The sequence below is a fragment of the Aquabacterium sp. J223 genome (assembly GCF_024666615.1).
Classification (GTDB): Bacteria; Pseudomonadota; Gammaproteobacteria; order Burkholderiales; family Burkholderiaceae_C; genus J223.
In genome coordinates, this window is record NZ_CP088297.1 from 3,376,020 (window position 1) to 3,392,726 (window position 16,707).

Genomic DNA, 16,707 nt, shown 5'->3' on the forward strand with positions numbered 1-16,707 from the left:
GCGGGTGGCCCGCTCGCCCGCTTCCCCGCTCACGCGCGCTGCGGCGTGGCGCCGCGGCGCAGCCGCTGCCACAGCATGACGAGCAGCAGCACCACCGCGCCGGCGGCCAGGCCGACCACCATGTTGCCCAGGGAGGGCAGCAGGGCCGACACCAGGCGGTTGCCGGCGCCTTCGGCCAGGTGCTCGATGCCATGGTGCAGCACCGACACCCCGTGGACCAGGATGCCGCCACCGACGAGCAGCATCGCCGCCGTGCCCGCGACGGACAGGAACTTCATCAGCCAGGGCGCCACCCGCAGGATGCCGCGACCGAGCGCCCGCGCCGGCGCCGCACCCGCGCCCTGGCGGGCCGCCAGCCACAGACCGCCGTCGTCGAGCTTGACGATGCCGGCGACCAGCCCGTAGACCCCGACCGTCATCAGCAGCGCGATGCCCACCATGACGCCGGCCTGCGTCACGAAATCCTGGCCGGCCACCGCGCCCAGGGTGATGGCGATGATCTCCGCCGAGAGGATGAAGTCGGTGCGCACGGCGCCACGCACCTTGTCGCGCTCCTCCCCGGCCGGATCGGCCGCGGCCGCCGTCGCGGCGTGCGCCGCATGGGCGTGCGCATGCGGCCCGGGCCAGAAGCGGTGGGCCAGCTTCTCGGCCGCTTCGTAGCAGAGGAACAGGCCGCCCAGCATCAGCAGCGGCGTCACCGCCCAGGGCGCGAAGCGGCTGATGGCCAGCGCCGCCGGCACCAGGATGGCCTTGTTGACCAGCGACCCCTTGGCCACCGCCCACACCACCGGCAGTTCCCGCGCGGCGCTGACCCCGGTGACCTGCTGCGCGTTCAGCGCCAGGTCGTCGCCGAGCACGCCGGCGCTCTTCTTGGCGGCCACCTTGGTGAGCACCGACACGTCGTCGAGGAGGGTGGAGATGTCGTCCAGGAGGGCGAGCAGGCTGCCGAAGGCCATGGTGTTCGTTGTGCTTGCGTGCTTTGGGGGGTGGTGGGGCAAGTGGCGCGCCGGTGGCGGAGCCGGCTTGTGCGTTTGCGTGTTCATTGTTGCGGTGGAGCCCGTGGGCCTGCGCGGCCCACCCCCGCGGTTCTTTCTTTTGGTGGCCCAAAAGAAAGGAACCAAAGAAAAGGGCCTTCAACACAACATCCGATTTCGCTCCCTCACGGCCACGGGGGGCCGCTTGTCGAGCGAGTTCCTGCCCGCCACCAGGCCCTGCCTCAGTCTGCGAGGAAGGGGAACGCGCCACCCGCGGCAGCTTCCGACAGCGCTCGTGTCTTGGCCCATGCGGCGTCGCTGCGCTCGCCTACAACAGACAGTGGGGGCACGAGGTGCCTTCGGGCTTGCAAGAGCGAAGCGAAGCGGCGCGGACCCAGACACGAGCGCATTCGGAAGCCGGCAGCGCGTGAGTGTCAGACGCCCTTGCAGACTGAGGCAGGGCCTGGTGGCGGGCAGAAACTGGCGCGAGAAGCGGGCCCCGTCATCCAGTGCGAGAGCGAAATCGGATGTTGAAGCGCCCTTTTCTTTGGTGACTTTCTTTTGGGCAAGACCAAAAGAAAGTTACCGCGGGTGTGGGCCGCGCAGGCCCACGCGCTGCAACGCCCACAAGACCCAACACTGCAAAACCACCCAATCACCCCTCGTACAACGAAACCGCCCCCCTCAACCGCTCCCTCACCTGTCGCCGCAAGGACGCCGGCGACACCACCTCCACGTCCGCCCCGTGCCGCAGAACGTCCATCAGCAGCTCCGTGGGTTCCGCATAGGGCAGTCGCAACCGCCAGCGCCCGTCCGCAAGGCGCTCGCCCTCCTGCGCGGGATGCCACTGCTCCTGCGCCACCCATTGCGCGGCCTCGGCGCTGAAGAGCAGCTCGGCCCAGTGCAACGCGGCGCCGCTGAAGACGCCGTAGCCGGCGTCGAGCTGCTCCTGCACCGTCTTGAGCGACACCTCCTTCGCCTTCTGGTCGAGCAGGGTCGCCTCCTCCACCGCGTCCAGCGCGAAGCGGCGCAGGCCGTCGCTGTCGTGGCACCAGGCGTCGAGGTACCAGGTGTTGCGCCAGTGGACCAGCCGCTGCGGCGACACGGTGCGCACGCTGCGCTGGCGCCGGCTGCGGGTGTAGTAGCCCAGGTGCACCCGCCGGCGCTGCACCAGGGCGCTGCCCAGCAGCTCGAAGTGGCGCGCCGGCACCGGGCGGCGCGCCGGGCTGGCGATGCGGATGCGCTTCATCAGTTCGCGGGCCTCGGCCTCGTCGCCCAGCAGGCCCTGCAGCTTGTCCAGCAGCGGCTGCAGGTGGCGGCCCAGCACCCCGCCCTCGTCGAGGTCGCGGATGAGGTGGTGCATGGACAGCAGCGCGTGCAGCTCGCGCTCGCTGAACCAGACGCCTGGCAGCTCGTGCTGGGTGTCGCCCGCCCGGTCGCGGGGGTCGGACTCGAAGCGGTAGCCGTTGCCGTAGCGGTCGTAGACGATGGGCGCGTCGAGCCGGCTGCGCAGGTACTCGAGGTCGCGCTTCAGCGTGGCGCGGGAGACGCCCAGCTCGTCCATCATCTCGACGAAGCTGACCAGCGGCTCGCCCGGCCGGCGGCTGCGGATCAGGCGTTCGATCTTGTAGAAGCGCTCGGTGCGGTCCATGGCGACGCGTGGAAGGGCGACCGGCCGATGCTAGCAGCGGCAGGCTCACGCCATGAGCCTCGGCGCCTCCATGCTGTGTTCACCGCCGGGGCTGTTCCCGGCCGCGAACCCGTCCAGGAGAGCCGCCATGTCCGCCCTTCAGCCCACCCTGCGTACCGCCAACGTCCAGCCCGCCTTCGGCCTGCCGCTGCCCGCGGCCGCCGGTGCACCGCCCAAGGCGCCGCACTGCGCGCTGGAACGCACCGGCTTCGACCTCGGCCGCGACCATGCCCGCTGGGGCCTGGTGCCGCCGGCGGAGCACCTGCACCCGGGCCACCCGGTGCGCGCGGGCTGGGCGGCCGGCCGCATCGCCTTCGCCGGCCGCACCCGCGAGGCCACGGTGCACGTGCGGCGCTGGCTGTCGCTGCGGCTGGCGGCCTGGCTGCGCGGCCAGGCGGTGGACACGCTGCAGGTCACCCCCGCGCTGCTGCGCCGGCTGCACGCCGACGCCTGCCCGGTGACCGGCCAGCGGCTGAGCCAGGACGCCGGCGCCGACAGCGACGCGGTGGTGGTCGCGCTTCGGCCCGACGCCGCGCTGAGTCCCGGCCACCTGGTGCTGATGAGCCGCCGGGCCGCGCAGGCGTGGCGCCAGCGCGCGGCCGACGAGGCGCTGGCCATCGCCCGCCGGCTGGACGAGGCCGAGCCCGGCGAGCTGGTCGACGGGCTGGACGCGAACGCCTGGTGGCGGCTGGCGACGCTGCTGTCCTTCGTCACGCCGCTGCCGCAGGCGCAGGCCGCGCAGCTGGCGCTGCGCGCCTGGCCGACCACGCGCCTGCGGCTGCTCAACCCGGTGCAGTCGCTGCAGGTGCTGCTGACCCTGGCCTTCACCGATCCGGACGGCCCGCCGCCGGTGCAGGCGCTGGCGGCCATGCTGCCGGCAGCGGTGCACAGCGAGTTCCAGGTCTTCATGCACACCCTGCTGGCGCGCCGCGTCGCCGCCGGTCCGGTCGACCGGGCGGGCCTGAAGCGGGCGCTGCTCGTCGCCTGGGGCCAGCCGCTGGTGCAGCGCCGGTGGACGCGGCTGGCGCTGGCGCTGGAGGCCTCGCAGTGCGAGGCCCTGGTCGAGCAGGCGCTGCGCCGCGGGCTGGTCGGCGGGCTGCGCAGCCTGCCGAAGGCGATGGCGACCGACGGTTGGGCCGTGGAGGCGGCGGCGCCAGGGGCGACGGCCACGCCGGGGACGGCGGAGGACCCGGCGCCCGCCCGCCTCGTCGCGATCGAGCGCCGGCGCCGGCCGCGGGCCGGCGAGCCGGTCACCGCGCAGGCTCAGCGCGCGCTGCCGCTGGCTTGAGCCGCCGCGCGACCGGCGCGCTCGCCGCGCAGGCCGAGCCATTCGTTGAGCGCCAGCGCGCCGAGCACCAGCGCGCCGCCGCCCAGCACCGAGGCCGACGGCCGCTCGCCGGCGAAGAGCCAGACCCAGAGCACGCCCATCACCACCTCGAGCAGCGCCAGCAGGGCCACCTCGGGCGACGGCAGCACCGCCGCCACCCGGACCGCCAGCAGGCAGGGCAGCGCCAGCTGCAAGGCGCCGAGCAGCGCCAGCCAGCCCAGGTCGTGCGTTGAGGCCTGCAGCGGCCACGCCGCCGGCAGGGTGAGCAGCGCCGACAGCAGCGCGCCCAGCAGCACCGAGGGCCGCAGGTCCGGGGCGGCGGTGCCGCCGGCGGTGGCCGCACCGGCCCGGCGGATGACGATCCAGTTCAGCGCACCGGCCAGCGGCAGCACGAAGGCCACCGCGCTGCCCCAGCCGGCGGTGCCGGCGGCGAGCCCCTCGCGCTGCATCCAGACGATGCCCACGGCCGCCAGGGCGATCGCCCACCAGGTGCGGGCCGCCAGCCGGTGGCCGAGCGCGAAGCGGGCGATCAACGCCGACACCAGCGGCCCCAGGGCCATGGTGAGCAGCACGTTGGCCACGGTGGTGAGCGTCAGGGCCAGCATGAAGGCGGTGAACATCACGCACCAGCACACCGCGCTGGCCCACAGCATCCAGCCGCCCTGGCGCACCGACCGCCACAGCCGGCCGGGCCCGCGCAGCACCGACAGCGCCACCCCCAGCGACAGCGCGGTGAAGGCGCTGCGCCAGAACGTCACCTCGAAGCTGCCGGCCGATTCCAGCTGCCGCGTGACGATGCCGGCGATGCTCCACAGGAACGCGACGAGCACCATCAAAAGGACTGCCGACCGATGCGTCATGAACGAAAGAGGCCCGCAACGCGGGCCGGGCAATCATCTGACTGGAACCCCCCGGAGGGCGCACGGGGAGCGAAACGCCCACCTGCGAAGCGGCTATGCCGCTTCGCGCGATGCACGCTTGCGTTCGTGCTCCTTCAGGAAGCGCTTGCGCAGGCGGATGCTCTTCGGCGTGATCTCCACCAGCTCGTCGTCCTCGATGAACTCCACGCCGTACTCCAGCGTCAGCTCGATCGGCGGCGTCACCTTGATCGCGTCTTCCTTGCCGCTGACGCGGAAGTTGGTCAGCTGCTTGGTGCGGGTGGCGTTGACGACCAGGTCGTTGTCGCGGCTGTGGATGCCGACGATCATGCCCTCGTACACCGGGTCGTTCGGCTTGACGAACATGCGGCCGCGGTCGTCCAGCTTGCCCAGCGCGTAGGTGAAGATCTCGCCGGCGTCCATGCTGATCAGCACGCCGTTCTTGCGGCTGGCGATGTCGCCCTTGTGCGGCTCATAGCCGTCGAAGATGTTGCTGATGAGGCCCGAGCCGCGGGTGAGGTTGAGGAACTCGTTGGAGAAGCCGATCAGCCCGCGCGCCGGGATGCGGTACTCCAGCCGCACGCGGCCGCGGCCGTCCGGCTCCATGTTGACCAGCTCGCCCTTGCGCTCGCCCAGCGCCTGCATGACGCCGCCCTGGTGCTGCTCCTCGACGTCGGCGGTCACCAGCTCGATCGGCTCGTGCTTGACGCCGTCGATGTCCTTGAACACCACCCGCGGCTTGCCCACCGCCAGCTCGTAGCCCTCGCGGCGCATGTTCTCCAGCAGGATGGTCAGGTGCAGCTCGCCGCGGCCGGAGACCTCGAAGACGCCGTCTTCCTCGGTCTCCTTCACCTTCAGGGCGACGTTGCTCTGCAGCTCCTTCTGCAGCCGGTCCCAGATCTGGCGGCTGGTGACGTACTTGCCTTCCTTGCCGGCCAGCGGCGAGGTGTTGACGCAGAAGTTCATCGTCAGCGTGGGCTCGTCGACCTTGAGCATCGGCAGCGGCGCCGGCTCGGCCGTGCTGGTGACGGTGACGCCGATGCCGATGTCCTCGATGCCGTTGACCAGCACGATGTCGCCCGGGCCCGCCTCGGTCACCTGCACCCGGTCCAGGCCCTGGAAGGTCAGCACCTGGTTGATGCGGCCCTTGAAGCTCTTGCCGTCCGGGCCCTCCATCACCAGCACGTCCATGCCGGGCTTGAGCGTGCCCTGGCTGATGCGGCCGACGCCGATGCGGCCGACGAAGGTGGAGTAGTCCAGCGCCGAGATCTGCAGCTGCAGCGGCGCCTCGGGGTCGCCCTGGTGCGCGGGCACGTGCTTCAGGATGGTGTTGAACAGGGCCGACATGTCGGGGCCCCACTGCTCGCCCGGAGCGCCCTCCTCCAGCGACGACCAGCCGTTGATGCCCGAGGCGTAGACGACGGGAAAGTCGAGCTGCTCGTCGTTGGCGCCGAGCTTGTCGAAGAGGTCGAAGGCGGCGTTGATCACCTTGTCCGGGTTGGCGCCGGGCTTGTCGACCTTGTTCACCACCACGATGGGCTTGAGGCCGAGGGCCAGCGCCTTGCGGGTGACGAAGCGGGTCTGCGGCATCGGGCCCTCCTGGGCGTCGATCAGCAGCACCACGCCGTCGACCATCGACAGCGCGCGCTCCACCTCGCCGCCGAAGTCGGCGTGGCCGGGGGTGTCGACGATGTTGATGTGCGTGCCTTCCCAGCTCACCGCGCAGTTCTTGGCGAGGATGGTGATGCCGCGCTCGCGTTCGATGGCGTTGCTGTCCATCACGGTGTCGACCACCTTCTCGTGCTCGGCGAAGGTGCCGGACTGGCGCAGCAGCTGGTCGACCATGGTGGTCTTGCCGTGGTCGACGTGGGCAATGATCGCGATGTTGCGGATCGGACGGGTCATGACAGGCTTTCGACGAGCCCCTGCACCTCGGCCGGGCTCAACAGACGGTCGGCGATCAACTCGCCTTGATGGACATGGGCGCTGCCGAGGAAGACGGCGCCCGGGGCACCGGTCGGCAGGGGTCCGTAGACCCGCACCGCCGGCGTGTCGGCCAGCGCCACCTTGCGGCGCAGACCGGTGAGAAATCGGCCGGCCTCGTCGGCCGGCAGGGGCACCGCCGGCCAGTCGGCGACCAGCGCGTCGGCGGGCCGCAGCCAGGTCACCCGCTGGTCCTCCTCCATCGCCTCCAGCGCCTGCAGCGTCACCGCGTCGTCCACCGACAGCGGCCCGCTGCCGGTGCGGCGCAGGCCGGCCAGGTGGGCGCCGCAGCCGAGCGCACGCCCCAGGTCCTCGGCCAGCGTGCGGACGTAGGTGCCCTTGGAACACCGCACGTCGAGCACCAGCCGCTCAGCCTGCCACTCGACGATGTCGAGCCGGTGAATGGTGACGCGCCGGGCCGCGCGCTCGACCACCTGGCCGGCACGCGCGTAGTCGTACAGCGCCCGGCCCTGGTGCTTCAGGGCCGAGTGCATCGGCGGCACCTGGTCGATGTCGCCGGTCAGCGCGCCACAGGCGGCCTCGACCCGCTCGCGGGTCACGGCCACCGGCCGGTCCTCCAGCACCTCGCCCTCGCCGTCGCCGGTGGTCGTGGTCCGTCCCAGCCGCAGCGTGGCGCGGTAGGCCTTGTCGGCGTCGAGGCTGACCTGCGAGAACTTGGTCGCCGCGCCGAAGCACAGCGGCAGCAGGCCCGAAGCGAGCGGGTCCAGCGTGCCGGTGTGGCCGGCCTTCTCCGCGCGCAGCAGGCGCTTGACCCGCTGCAGCGCATCGTTGCTCGACAGGCCGACCGGCTTGTCCAGCAGCAGCACGCCGTGCAGCGCGCGGCGCGGCAGGCGCGGCCCGCGCGGCGGGCGCGCGGCGGGGCGCGGCGCGACGGCGTCGGTGTGCGGCACGGCGGTGTCCATGCGGTGGCGTCAGTCCTCGCCCTCGGACGGCGCATCGTCGCGCGCACGCTGCGCGTTGGCCTTGGCGATCAACGCCGACAGCTCCGCCGCCCGCTCGATGGTGCGGTCGAACTGGAAGTGCAGCGTCGGCACGGTGTGGATGGCCAGCCGCTTGAACAGGCCGTTGCGCAGGAAGCCGGCGGCCTCGTTCAGGGCCACCTCGCATTCGGCGGGGTCACCCACCAGCAGCGAGAAGAACACCTTCGCGTGCGCATAGTCCGGCGTCACCTCGACGGCGTTGACGGTGACCATGCCGATGCGCGGGTCCTTCAGCTCGCGGATGAGCTCCGCCAGGTCGCGCTGGATCTGGTCGGCGACGCGGAAGCCGCGGTTGGGGATGGATCGCTTGTGTCGCATGGCGGGGTCCTTCGCGTGTCGCCCTCAAGCACAAACCCCGCCGGTGTCGGGCGGGGTCTGTGCTGAGGCGGCGAGCTCGCTTACAGCGTTCGGGCCACTTCCTTGACCTCGAAGACCTCGAGCTGGTCGCCTTCCTTGATGTCGTTGTAGTTCTTCAGCTTGATGCCGCACTCGAAGCCTTCCTTGACCTCGCGCACGTCGTCCTTCTCGCGCCGGATGGAGTCGATCTCGCCGGTGTAGATCACCACGTTCTCACGCAGCAGGCGGAAGCGCGCGTTGCGGCGCACCAGGCCGGAGGTGACCATGCAGCCGGCCACCGTGCCGATCTTGGAGGCGACGAACACCACGCGGATCTCGGCGGTGCCCAGCGCTTCCTCGCGCTGCTCGGGCGCCAGCATGCCGCTCATCGCCGCCTTGATCTCGTCGACCGCGTCGTAAATGATGTTGTAGTAGCGCAGGTCGACGCCGTTGTTCTCGGCCAGCTTGCGCGCCCCGGCGTCGGCACGGACGTTGAAGCCCACGATGACGGCCTTCGACGCGATCGCCAGGTTGACGTCCGACTCGGTGATGCCACCCACTGCGGCGTGCACCACCTGCACCTTGACCTCGGCGGTGGACAGCTTGAGCAGCGAGGCGGCCAGCGCCTCCTGCGAGCCCTGCACGTCGGCCTTGATGATGAGCGCCAGCGTCTGCGCCTGGCCCTCGCCCATCTGGTCGAACATGTTCTCCAGCTTGGCGGCCTGGCGGCGGTTCAGCGTCACCTCGCGGTACTTGCCCTGGCGGAAGGTGGCGATCTCGCGCGCACGGCGCTCGTCGGCCAGCACCATGAACTCGTCGCCGGCGGCCGGCACCTCGGTCAGGCCCTGGATCTCCACCGGGATCGACGGGCCGGCCTCGTCGGTCGACTTGCCGTCCTCGTCCAGCATGGCGCGCACGCGGCCGTAGCTGGAGCCGGCGAGCACCACGTCGCCCTTCTTCAGCGTGCCGGACTGCACCAGCACGGTGGCGACCGGGCCGCGGCCCTTGTCCAGCCGGGCCTCGATGACCAGGCCCTTGGCCGGCGCATCCTTGGGCGCGGTGAGTTCCAGCACCTCGGCCTGCAGCAGCACCTGCTCGAGCAGGTTGTCGATGCCCTCGCCGGTCTTCGCCGACACCGGCACGAACGGCGACTCGCCGCCGAAGTCCTCCGGCACCACCTGCTCGGCGATCAGCTCGCTGCGCACGCGGTCCAGGTTGGAACCCGGCTTGTCGATCTTGTTGATCGCCACCACCAGCGGCACGCCGGCCGCCTTGGCGTGGGCGATGGCCTCCTTGGTCTGCGGCATGACGCCGTCGTCCGCCGCCACCACCAGGATGACGATGTCGGTGGCCTTGGCGCCGCGGGCGCGCATGGCGGTGAACGCCTCGTGGCCCGGGGTGTCGAGGAAGGTGATCGTGCCGCGCGGCGTGTCGACGTGGTAGGCGCCGATGTGCTGCGTGATGCCGCCGGCCTCGCCCGCGGCGACGCGCGCCCGGCGGATGTAGTCCAGCAGCGAGGTCTTGCCGTGGTCGACGTGGCCCATGACGGTGACCACCGGCGCGCGCGGCAGGGCCTCGGCGCTGGTTTCGGTGGCGTCCTCCTCGAGGAAGGCCTCCGGGTCGTCCAGCTTGGCGGCCAGCGCCTTGTGGCCCATCTCCTCGACGACGATCATCGCCGTCTCCTGGTCGAGCTGCTGGTTGATCGTGACCATCTGGCCCAGCTTCATCAGCTGCTTGATCACCTCGCCGGCCTTGACCGACATCTTGTGGGCGAGGTCGGCCACCGAGATGGTCTCGGGGATGTGCACCTCCTGCACCACCGGGTCGTTCGGCGCCACGTAGCTACCGTTGCCCTCGCTGCGGTCGCCACGGCGGCCACCGGCGCCACCGCGCGGCGCGCGCCAGCCCGGCCGGCCGGCGCCCGGCACGTCGCGGCCCTTCAGCGCGTTGCGCTTCTTGGCGGCGTCGTCGGCCCAGCTGGACGACAGCTTCTCGGACTTGACCGACTTCTTGTCGCCCGGCTTGGCGGCGGTGCCCGGGGCGGCCGGCGCACCGGCCTTGGCGGCCGGCTTGTGGATGGTGCCCTTGATGCCTTCCTTGCTCGGATCGGCCGGCTTCGGCTCTTCCTTCTTGGCCACCAGCACCTTGCGCGGCGCGTTCATCATCGCGCGGATGGCCGCGGCCTCGCTCTCGGCGGCCTTGCGGCGGCGCTCGAGGTCGGCGGCGCGCTGCTTCTCGGCGGCGTCGGCGTCGGCCGCCTTCACCACGCGCAGCCCGGGCTTGGGCGCGGCGGCGGGCTCGGCGACCGGTGCCGCGGCGGGTGCAGGCGCGGCCGGCGCCGCCGGCGCGGCGGCGGGCGCCTCGGCGTGGCGGGCGGTGGCGCTGGCGGCGGCGAGCGCGGCTTCGGCCTGGCGCGCGGCCTCGGCGGCGGCGGCCTCGGCGGCGGCGCGTTCGGCCTCCTGGCGGCGGGCCTCCTCGGCCTCGCGCTGGCGGCGGTCCTCCTCCTCGCGCTGGCGGCGCTGCTCGGCCAGCTCGGCCTCCTGGCGGGCGAGGGCCTCGGCCTCGGCGCGCGCCTCTTCCTCGCGGCGGCGCAGCTCTTCCTGCGGGTCGACCGCCGGCACCTCCTCGGCACCGCCGACGTCGTCGCGGCGGACGAAGACGCGCTTCTTGCGCACCTCGACCTGGATGGTGCGGGCGCGGCCGCTGGCGTCGGCCTGCTTGATCTCGCTCGTGCTCTTGCGGGTGAGCGTGATCTTCTTGCGGTCACCGCTGCCGGAGCCGTGGGCGGTGCGCAGGTACTCCAGCAGGCGCTCCTTGTCCGATTCCGTCAGCGCGTCGTCGGTGGAGCGCTTGCTGACGCCGGCAGACTGCAGCTGCTCGAGCAGCGTCGCCGCAGGGCGATTCAGCTCGGCGGCGAACTGGGCGACGGTGGTCACGGCCATTGTGGAAATCCTTGCTTGCTGCTGCGCGGCGCTGGGCGTGAGGGAGGTCAGCGGGCGGGTATCGGGGTCGGGTCGGATGGGTCTGCTTCCGTGGGTCAGGCGGTGAACCAGTGCTCGCGCGCCTTCATGATCAGCGCCTTGGCCTGGGCCTCGTCGATGCCGGTCATCTCGGTCAGTTCGTCGACCGCCAGGTCGGCCAGGTCGTCACGGGTGTGCACCCCGCCATCGGCCAGCCGGCCGATGACTTCGGCGCTCAGGCCCTTGCCTTCGAACTCGAGGTCGCGCAGGTCCTGCGACACCTCGTCGACCTTCTCCTCGCGGGCGATCTCCATCGTCAGCAGGGCGGTCTTGGCACGGTTGCGCAGCTCGTTGACGGTGTCCTCGTCGAAGGACTCGATCTCGAGCATCTCCTGCATCGGGACGTAGGCCACCTCTTCCAGGCTGGCGAAGCCCTCGGCGATGAGGATGTCGGCGACCTCCTCGTCCACGTCCAGCTTCTCGACGAAGAGCTTGCGCACCGACTCGGACTCCTCGGCCTGCTTGGCCTGGGACTCCTCGGCGGTCATGATGTTGATGCGCCAGCCGGTGAGCTCGGAGGCCAGGCGCACGTTCTGGCCGCCGCGGCCGATGGCGATGGCGAGGTTCTCCTCGTCGACCACCACGTCCATGGCGTGCCGTTCCTCGTCGACGACGATGGACTGCACGTTGGCCGGGGCCAGCGCACCGATGACAAATTGGGCCGGATCCTCCGACCACAAGACGATGTCGACCCGCTCGCCGGCCAGCTCGTTGGTGACGGCGGTGACGCGCGAGCCGCGCACGCCGACGCAGGTGCCGATCGGGTCGACCCGGCGGTCGTGCGAGACGACGGCGATCTTGGCCCGGCTGCCGGGGTCGCGGGCGCAGCTCTTGATCTCGAGCAGGCCCTGCTCGATCTCCGGCACCTCCTGCGCGAAGAGCTCGATCATGAAGCCCGGCGCCGAACGCGACAGCATGATCTGCGGCCCGCGCTGGGTGGTGTCGACGCCGAGGATGAAGGCGCGCACCCGGTCGCCCGAGCGCAGGTTCTCCTTCGGGATCATCTCGTTGCGCTTGAGGCGCCCCTCGACCCGGCCCGACTCGACGATGATGTCGCCCTTGTCCAGCCGCTTGACGCTGCCGACCATGATCTTCTCGCCGCGGGCGAGGAAGTCGTTGAGCAGCTGCTCGCGCTCGGCGTCGCGGATCTTCTGCAGGATGACCTGCTTGGCCGCCTGGGCGCCGATGCGGCCGATGGTCACGGACTCGATCGGCTCCTCGATGTAGTCGTCGACCTCGATGTCGCCGATCTGCTCCTTGGCTTCGAAGAGCAGGATCTCCGCATCGGGGATCTGCAGGCCGGCCTCGTCCGGCACCACGTGCCAGCGGCGGAAGGTCTCGTACTCGCCGGTGTCGCGGTCGACGGTGACGCGGATGTCGACTTCGCCGCCGTGGAGCTTCTTGGTGGCGGAGGCCAGCGCCGCCTCGACCGCGCCGAACACCACCTCGCGCTCGACGCTCTTCTCGCGCGAGATGGCGTCCACCAGCATCAACATTTCGCGGTTCATTGTTCCTGACCTCCGTCGTTCGTCGCCGCCTGTGCCGGGGTCGCGCCCCCCGTGCCGCCTGCGGCCCGCCGCCCCTTGAAGTCCACGACCGGCACCAGCCGGGCCTCGCGGACCTCGTCGAGCGAAAAATCAAGTGCTTGTTCCACCTTGCCGTCCTGGAGTTCCAGGCGCCAGCCGTCCGCGGCGTCGGCGCCGCGGGACACCAGCAGGCCGCGGAACTTGCGCCGGCCCTGGAAGGGGGACTTCAGCGTGAGGTCGACGGCCTGCCCGGCGAAGCGGGCATAGTCGGCCGGCCGCTTCAGCGGCCGGTCCAGCCCGGGGGAGGACACCTCCAGCCGCTCGTAGTCGACGTTCTCCACCTCGAAGACGTACTGCAGCTGGCGGGTCACCGCCTCGCAGTCGTCCACAGTGACGAACTCGCCCTCGCCGGTGGGGTACTGCGCCCCCGGCAGGCGGTCGATGGTGATGCGCAGCAGCCCGCGCGCGCTGCGCTCGACGTCCACCAGGTCGTATCCCAACCCGGTGACGGTGCGTTCCACGGCGGTGTGCCAGCTCATCGACAAAGAAGAAGTCCCGTCCCCAGCCGGACGCGCCGGCCGCAACATCACGGCAAAAGCCGCCGGTCGAGCAAAAAAATGGGCTGGAAGAAATCCGCCCACCGTTTTGCTTGTCCAGCGAAAGCCCGCGATTGTAGCCCGCACCGGGTGGGGCGACAAGCCGGAACGCCGCACGGCTCGCCGGGCGCAGGGTCGGCGCCCGCGCCCGCCGCCGTGGCGGCCGGGGGGCGCGGCAGGCGGCGATGGGAGAATCGCCGCTTTCGCCATTCCTGGAGACACCATGGGGTTCCTCGCCGGCAAGCGGCTGCTGATCACCGGCCTGCTGTCCAACCGCTCGATCGCCTACGGCATCGCCCGCGCCTGCCGGCGCGAAGGCGCGGAGCTGGCCTTCAGCTACGTCGGCGAGCGTTTCAAGGACCGCATCACCGACTTCGCCCGCGAGTTCGGCTCCGACCTGGTGTTCGACTGCGACGTCGGCGACGACGCCCAGATCGAGCGGCTGTTCAGCGACCTGCGCACCGCCTGGCCGGAGGGCTTCGACGGCTTCGTGCACGCCATCGGCTTCGCCCCGCGCGAAGCCATCGCCGGCGACTTCCTGGAGGGCTTCTCCCGCGAAGGCTTCAAGGTGGCGCACGACATCTCGGCCTACAGCTTCCCCGCGATGGCCAAGGCGGCCGCCGCGCAGCTGCGGCCGAACGCGGCGCTGCTGACGCTGACCTACCTCGGCGCGCTGCGCATCGTGCCCAGCTACAACACCATGGGCCTGGCCAAGGCGTCGCTGGAGGCGAGCGTGCGCTACCTGGCCGGCAGCCTGGGCCCCAGGGGCGTGCGGGTCAACGGCATCTCGGCCGGGCCGATCAAGACGCTGGCGGCCTCCGGCATCAAGGGGTTCGGCAGCATCCTCAAGGTGGTCGAGGAGAACGCGCCGCTGCGCCGCAACGTCACCATCGACGACGTGGGCAACGTGGCCGCGTTCCTGCTGTCCGACCTGGCCGCCGGCGTGACGGCCGAAATCACCTACGTCGACGCCGGCTTCAGCCACGCCATGGGCGTGCCGGAATGAGCCGCCGGCCATCGGGCGGCCGCCCCAACGGTCGGCAAGCCCGCCCCTGACCGCTTCGCGGCCTGTCCGCTGGGACCTCCAGGCGTCGCCCCGGTGACCTAGGCGTCGGCCTTGATGCAGTCGACGTAGTAGGAGCGGCTGCCGTCCGGCGTTCGCTCGTCGGATTCGACCAGCCCGTGCACGTCGGTGTCGAAGCCGGGGAACAGCGCGTTGAAGCGGCGGGCGAACTTCAGGTAGTCGACGATCTTGCGGTTGAAGCGCTCGCCCGGGATCAGCAGCGGGATGCCCGGCGGGTACGGCGTGACCAGCGAGGTGGCGATGCGGCCTTCCAGGTCGTCGATGCCCACCCGCTCGGTCTTGCGGTGCGCGATGTGGGCGAAGGCATCGCTGGGCTTCATCGCCGGCTGCAGGTCCGACAGGTACATCTCGGTGGTCAGTCGCGCGATGTCGTTCTCGGCGTAGGTCTCGTGGATGGCCTGGCAGAGGTCGCGCAGCCCCATGCGCTCGTAGCGCGGGAAGATGGCGCAGAACTCCGGCAGGATCCGCCACATCGGCTGGTTGCGGTCGTAGTCGTCCTTGAACTGCTGCAGCGCCGTCACCAGCGTGTTCCAGCGGCCCTTGGTGATGCCGATGGTGAACATGATGAAGAAGCTGTAGAGCCCGGTCTTCTCCACCACCACGCCGTGCTCGGCCAGGTACTTGGTGACGATGGACGCCGGGATGCCGGTCTTGGCGAACTTGCCCGACACGTCGAGGCCGGGTGTGATCACCGTGCACTTGATCGGGTCCAGCATGTTGAAGCCGGGCGCCAGCTTGCCGAAGCCGTGCCATTCCTCGTCGGCCTCCAGCATCCAGTCGTCGGAGGTGGCCACGCCCTCGTCAGGCAGGTCGTCCGGCCCCCCAGACGGTGAACCACCAGTCGTGGCCGAAGTCCTTCTCCACCTTGCGCATGGCGCGGCGGAACTCCAGCGACTCGCTGATGCTCTCGGCCACCAGCGCCTTGCCGCCGGGCGGCTCCATCATCGCCGCGGCCACGTCGCAGCTGGCGATGATGGCGTACTGCGGCGAGGTGCTGGTGTGCATCAGGTACGCCTCGTTGAAGAGGTGCGTGTCCAGCTTCACCGTCTGCGAGTCCTGCACCAGCACCTGCGACGCCTGCGACAGCCCCGCCAGCAGCTTGTGGGTGGACTGGGTGGCGTAGACCATCGCCTCCTTCGGCCGCGGGCGGTTCTTGCCCATGGCGTGGTAGCAGCTGTAGAAGGGGTGGAACGCGGCGTGCGGCAGCCAGGCCTCGTCGAAGTGCAGCGTGCCGATGTAGCCGTCGAGCAGGTTCTTGATGGTCTCGGTGTTGTAGAGCACGCCGTCGTAGGTGCTCTGCGTCACCGTCAGCACGCGCGGGCGCACCGTGCTCGGGTCGACGCCCGCCAGCAGCGGGTTGGCGGCGATCTTGCGTTCGATGGCCTCGCGGCTGAACTCGGCCTGCGGGATGGGGCCGATGATCCCGTAGTGGTTGCGGGTGGGCGTGAGGAACACCGGCACCGCGCCGGTCATCACGATGGAGTGCAGCACCGACTTGTGGCAGTTGCGGTCCACCACCACCACGTCGCCCGGCGCCACCGTGTGGTGCCAGACCATCTTGTTCGAGGTGCTGGTGCCGTTGGTGACGAAGTAGCAGTGGTCGGCGTTGAAGATGCGCGCGGCGTTGCGCTCGCTGGCGGCCACCGGGCCGGTGTGGTCGAGCAGCTGGCCCAGTTCCTCCACCGCGTTGCAGACGTCGGCGCGCAGCATGTTCTCGCCGAAGAACTGGTGGAACATCTGGCCCACCGGGCTCTTGAGGAAGGCCACGCCGCCCGAATGCCCCGGGCAGTGCCAGGAATACGAGCCGTCCTGCGCATAGTCCATCAGCGCCTTGAAGAAGGGCGGCGCCAGGCCGTCGAGGTAGCTGCGCGCCTCGCGGATGATGTGCCGGGCGACGAACTCCGGCGTGTCCTCGAACATGTGGATGAAGCCGTGCAGCTCGCGCAGGATGTCGTTCGGGATGTGCTGGCTGGTGCGCGTCTCGCCGTACAGGTAGATCGGGATGTCGGCGTTCTTCAGCCGGATCTCCTCGATGAACTTGCGCAGGTTCAGCACCGCCGGGTCCACCTCGGGGCCCGGGGTGAACTCCTCGTCGTCGATGGACAGGATGAACGCCGAGGCCCGGCTCTGCTGCTGGGCGAACTGCGACAGGTCGCCGTAGCTGGTCACGCCCAGCACCTCGAAGCCCTCCTTCTGGATGGCGTCGGCCAGGGCGCGGATGCCCAGGCCGGAGGTGTTCTCGGAGCGGAAGTCCTCGTCGATGATGACGATGGGGAAGCGGAAACGCAGCAT

At 70.8% G+C, this 16,707-nt stretch carries 11 protein-coding genes and 1 pseudogene; 2 read left to right on the top strand and 10 right to left on the bottom strand.

Annotation, left to right across the window (positions count from 1 at the left end; all coding sequences use genetic code 11):
• Nucleotides 1–29 precede the first annotated feature (29 nt).
• Nucleotides 30–956 carry a DUF808 domain-containing protein gene (locus tag LRS07_RS16075; RefSeq protein WP_260498986.1) on the bottom strand — a complete coding sequence of 309 codons (927 nt, stop codon included), beginning with the start codon at nt 954–956 and terminating at the stop codon, nt 30–32.
• A gap of 673 nt (nt 957–1,629) precedes the next feature.
• Nucleotides 1,630–2,625, bottom strand: coding sequence for a helix-turn-helix transcriptional regulator (locus LRS07_RS16080; RefSeq protein WP_260498987.1), 996 nt, complete (start codon nt 2,623–2,625; stop codon nt 1,630–1,632).
• Nucleotides 2,626–2,752: 127 nt separating this feature from the next.
• Here LRS07_RS16080 and LRS07_RS16085 point away from each other — a divergent pair, with 127 nt between their 5' ends.
• Entirely contained in the window at nt 2,753–3,952 is a 1,200-nt protein-coding gene (locus LRS07_RS16085; RefSeq protein WP_260498988.1) for a hypothetical protein, read from the top strand.
• Here the strand turns inward: LRS07_RS16085 and LRS07_RS16090 are convergent.
• The 7 genes from LRS07_RS16090 to rimP form a co-directional block, all read right to left on the bottom strand.
• Entirely contained in the window at nt 3,928–4,851 is a 924-nt protein-coding gene (locus LRS07_RS16090; protein WP_260498989.1) for a DMT family transporter, read from the bottom strand. The two genes, LRS07_RS16085 and LRS07_RS16090, sit on opposite strands and share 25 nt — an antisense overlap.
• Nucleotides 4,852–4,944: 93 nt before the next feature.
• Nucleotides 4,945–6,774, bottom strand: a complete 1,830-nt coding sequence (gene typA / locus LRS07_RS16095; protein ID WP_260498990.1) for a translational GTPase TypA — start codon at nt 6,772–6,774, stop codon at nt 4,945–4,947.
• Entirely contained in the window at nt 6,771–7,775 is a 1,005-nt protein-coding gene (gene truB, locus LRS07_RS16100) for a tRNA pseudouridine(55) synthase TruB (RefSeq protein WP_260498991.1), read from the bottom strand. Before truB ends, typA begins: the two co-directional genes overlap by 4 nt.
• 9 nt (nt 7,776–7,784) lie before the next feature.
• The gene (rbfA, locus tag LRS07_RS16105; RefSeq protein WP_260498992.1) at nt 7,785–8,171 is read right to left on the bottom strand and encodes a 30S ribosome-binding factor RbfA; all 387 of its coding nucleotides are present in this window, start codon (nt 8,169–8,171) and stop codon (nt 7,785–7,787) included.
• A gap of 80 nt (nt 8,172–8,251) precedes the next feature.
• A complete protein-coding gene (gene infB, locus LRS07_RS16110; protein WP_260498993.1) occupies nt 8,252–11,131 on the bottom strand; it encodes a translation initiation factor IF-2 in 2,880 nt (959 codons plus the stop codon).
• 95 nt (nt 11,132–11,226) lie between these two features.
• The gene (gene nusA, locus LRS07_RS16115) at nt 11,227–12,717 is read right to left on the bottom strand and encodes a transcription termination factor NusA (RefSeq protein WP_260498994.1); all 1,491 of its coding nucleotides are present in this window, start codon (nt 12,715–12,717) and stop codon (nt 11,227–11,229) included.
• Entirely contained in the window at nt 12,714–13,274 is a 561-nt protein-coding gene (gene rimP / locus LRS07_RS16120) for a ribosome maturation factor RimP (protein ID WP_260498995.1), read from the bottom strand. The genes nusA and rimP overlap by 4 nt, the downstream gene beginning before the upstream one ends.
• Before the next feature lie 280 nt (nt 13,275–13,554).
• On the opposite strand from rimP, the gene fabI reads away from it, so the two are divergent.
• Complete coding sequence (gene fabI / locus LRS07_RS16125) at nt 13,555–14,337, top strand: enoyl-ACP reductase FabI (RefSeq protein WP_260498996.1); 783 nt, start codon at nt 13,555–13,557, stop codon at nt 14,335–14,337.
• Nucleotides 14,338–14,435: 98 nt separating this feature from the next.
• Here fabI and LRS07_RS16130 read toward each other — a convergent pair.
• Nucleotides 14,436–16,707: pseudogene (locus LRS07_RS16130) on the bottom strand (Orn/Lys/Arg family decarboxylase).

Excerpts from the sequence above, each read along its gene's own strand:
- LRS07_RS16075 (WP_260498986.1), bottom strand. The coding sequence starts at position 956 with ATGGCCTTCGGCAGCCTGCTCGCCCTCCTGGACGACATCTCCACCCTC.
- LRS07_RS16080 (WP_260498987.1), bottom strand. The coding sequence starts at position 2,625 with ATGGACCGCACCGAGCGCTTCTACAAGATCGAACGCCTGATCCGCAGC.
- LRS07_RS16085 (WP_260498988.1), top strand. The coding sequence starts at position 2,753 with ATGTCCGCCCTTCAGCCCACCCTGCGTACCGCCAACGTCCAGCCCGCC.
- LRS07_RS16090 (WP_260498989.1), bottom strand. The coding sequence starts at position 4,851 with ATGACGCATCGGTCGGCAGTCCTTTTGATGGTGCTCGTCGCGTTCCTG.
- typA (WP_260498990.1), bottom strand. The coding sequence starts at position 6,774 with ATGACCCGTCCGATCCGCAACATCGCGATCATTGCCCACGTCGACCAC.
- truB (WP_260498991.1), bottom strand. The coding sequence starts at position 7,775 with ATGGACACCGCCGTGCCGCACACCGACGCCGTCGCGCCGCGCCCCGCC.
- rbfA (WP_260498992.1), bottom strand. The coding sequence starts at position 8,171 with ATGCGACACAAGCGATCCATCCCCAACCGCGGCTTCCGCGTCGCCGAC.
- infB (WP_260498993.1), bottom strand. The coding sequence starts at position 11,131 with ATGGCCGTGACCACCGTCGCCCAGTTCGCCGCCGAGCTGAATCGCCCT.
- nusA (WP_260498994.1), bottom strand. The coding sequence starts at position 12,717 with ATGAACCGCGAAATGTTGATGCTGGTGGACGCCATCTCGCGCGAGAAG.
- rimP (WP_260498995.1), bottom strand. The coding sequence starts at position 13,274 with ATGAGCTGGCACACCGCCGTGGAACGCACCGTCACCGGGTTGGGATAC.
- fabI (WP_260498996.1), top strand. The coding sequence starts at position 13,555 with ATGGGGTTCCTCGCCGGCAAGCGGCTGCTGATCACCGGCCTGCTGTCC.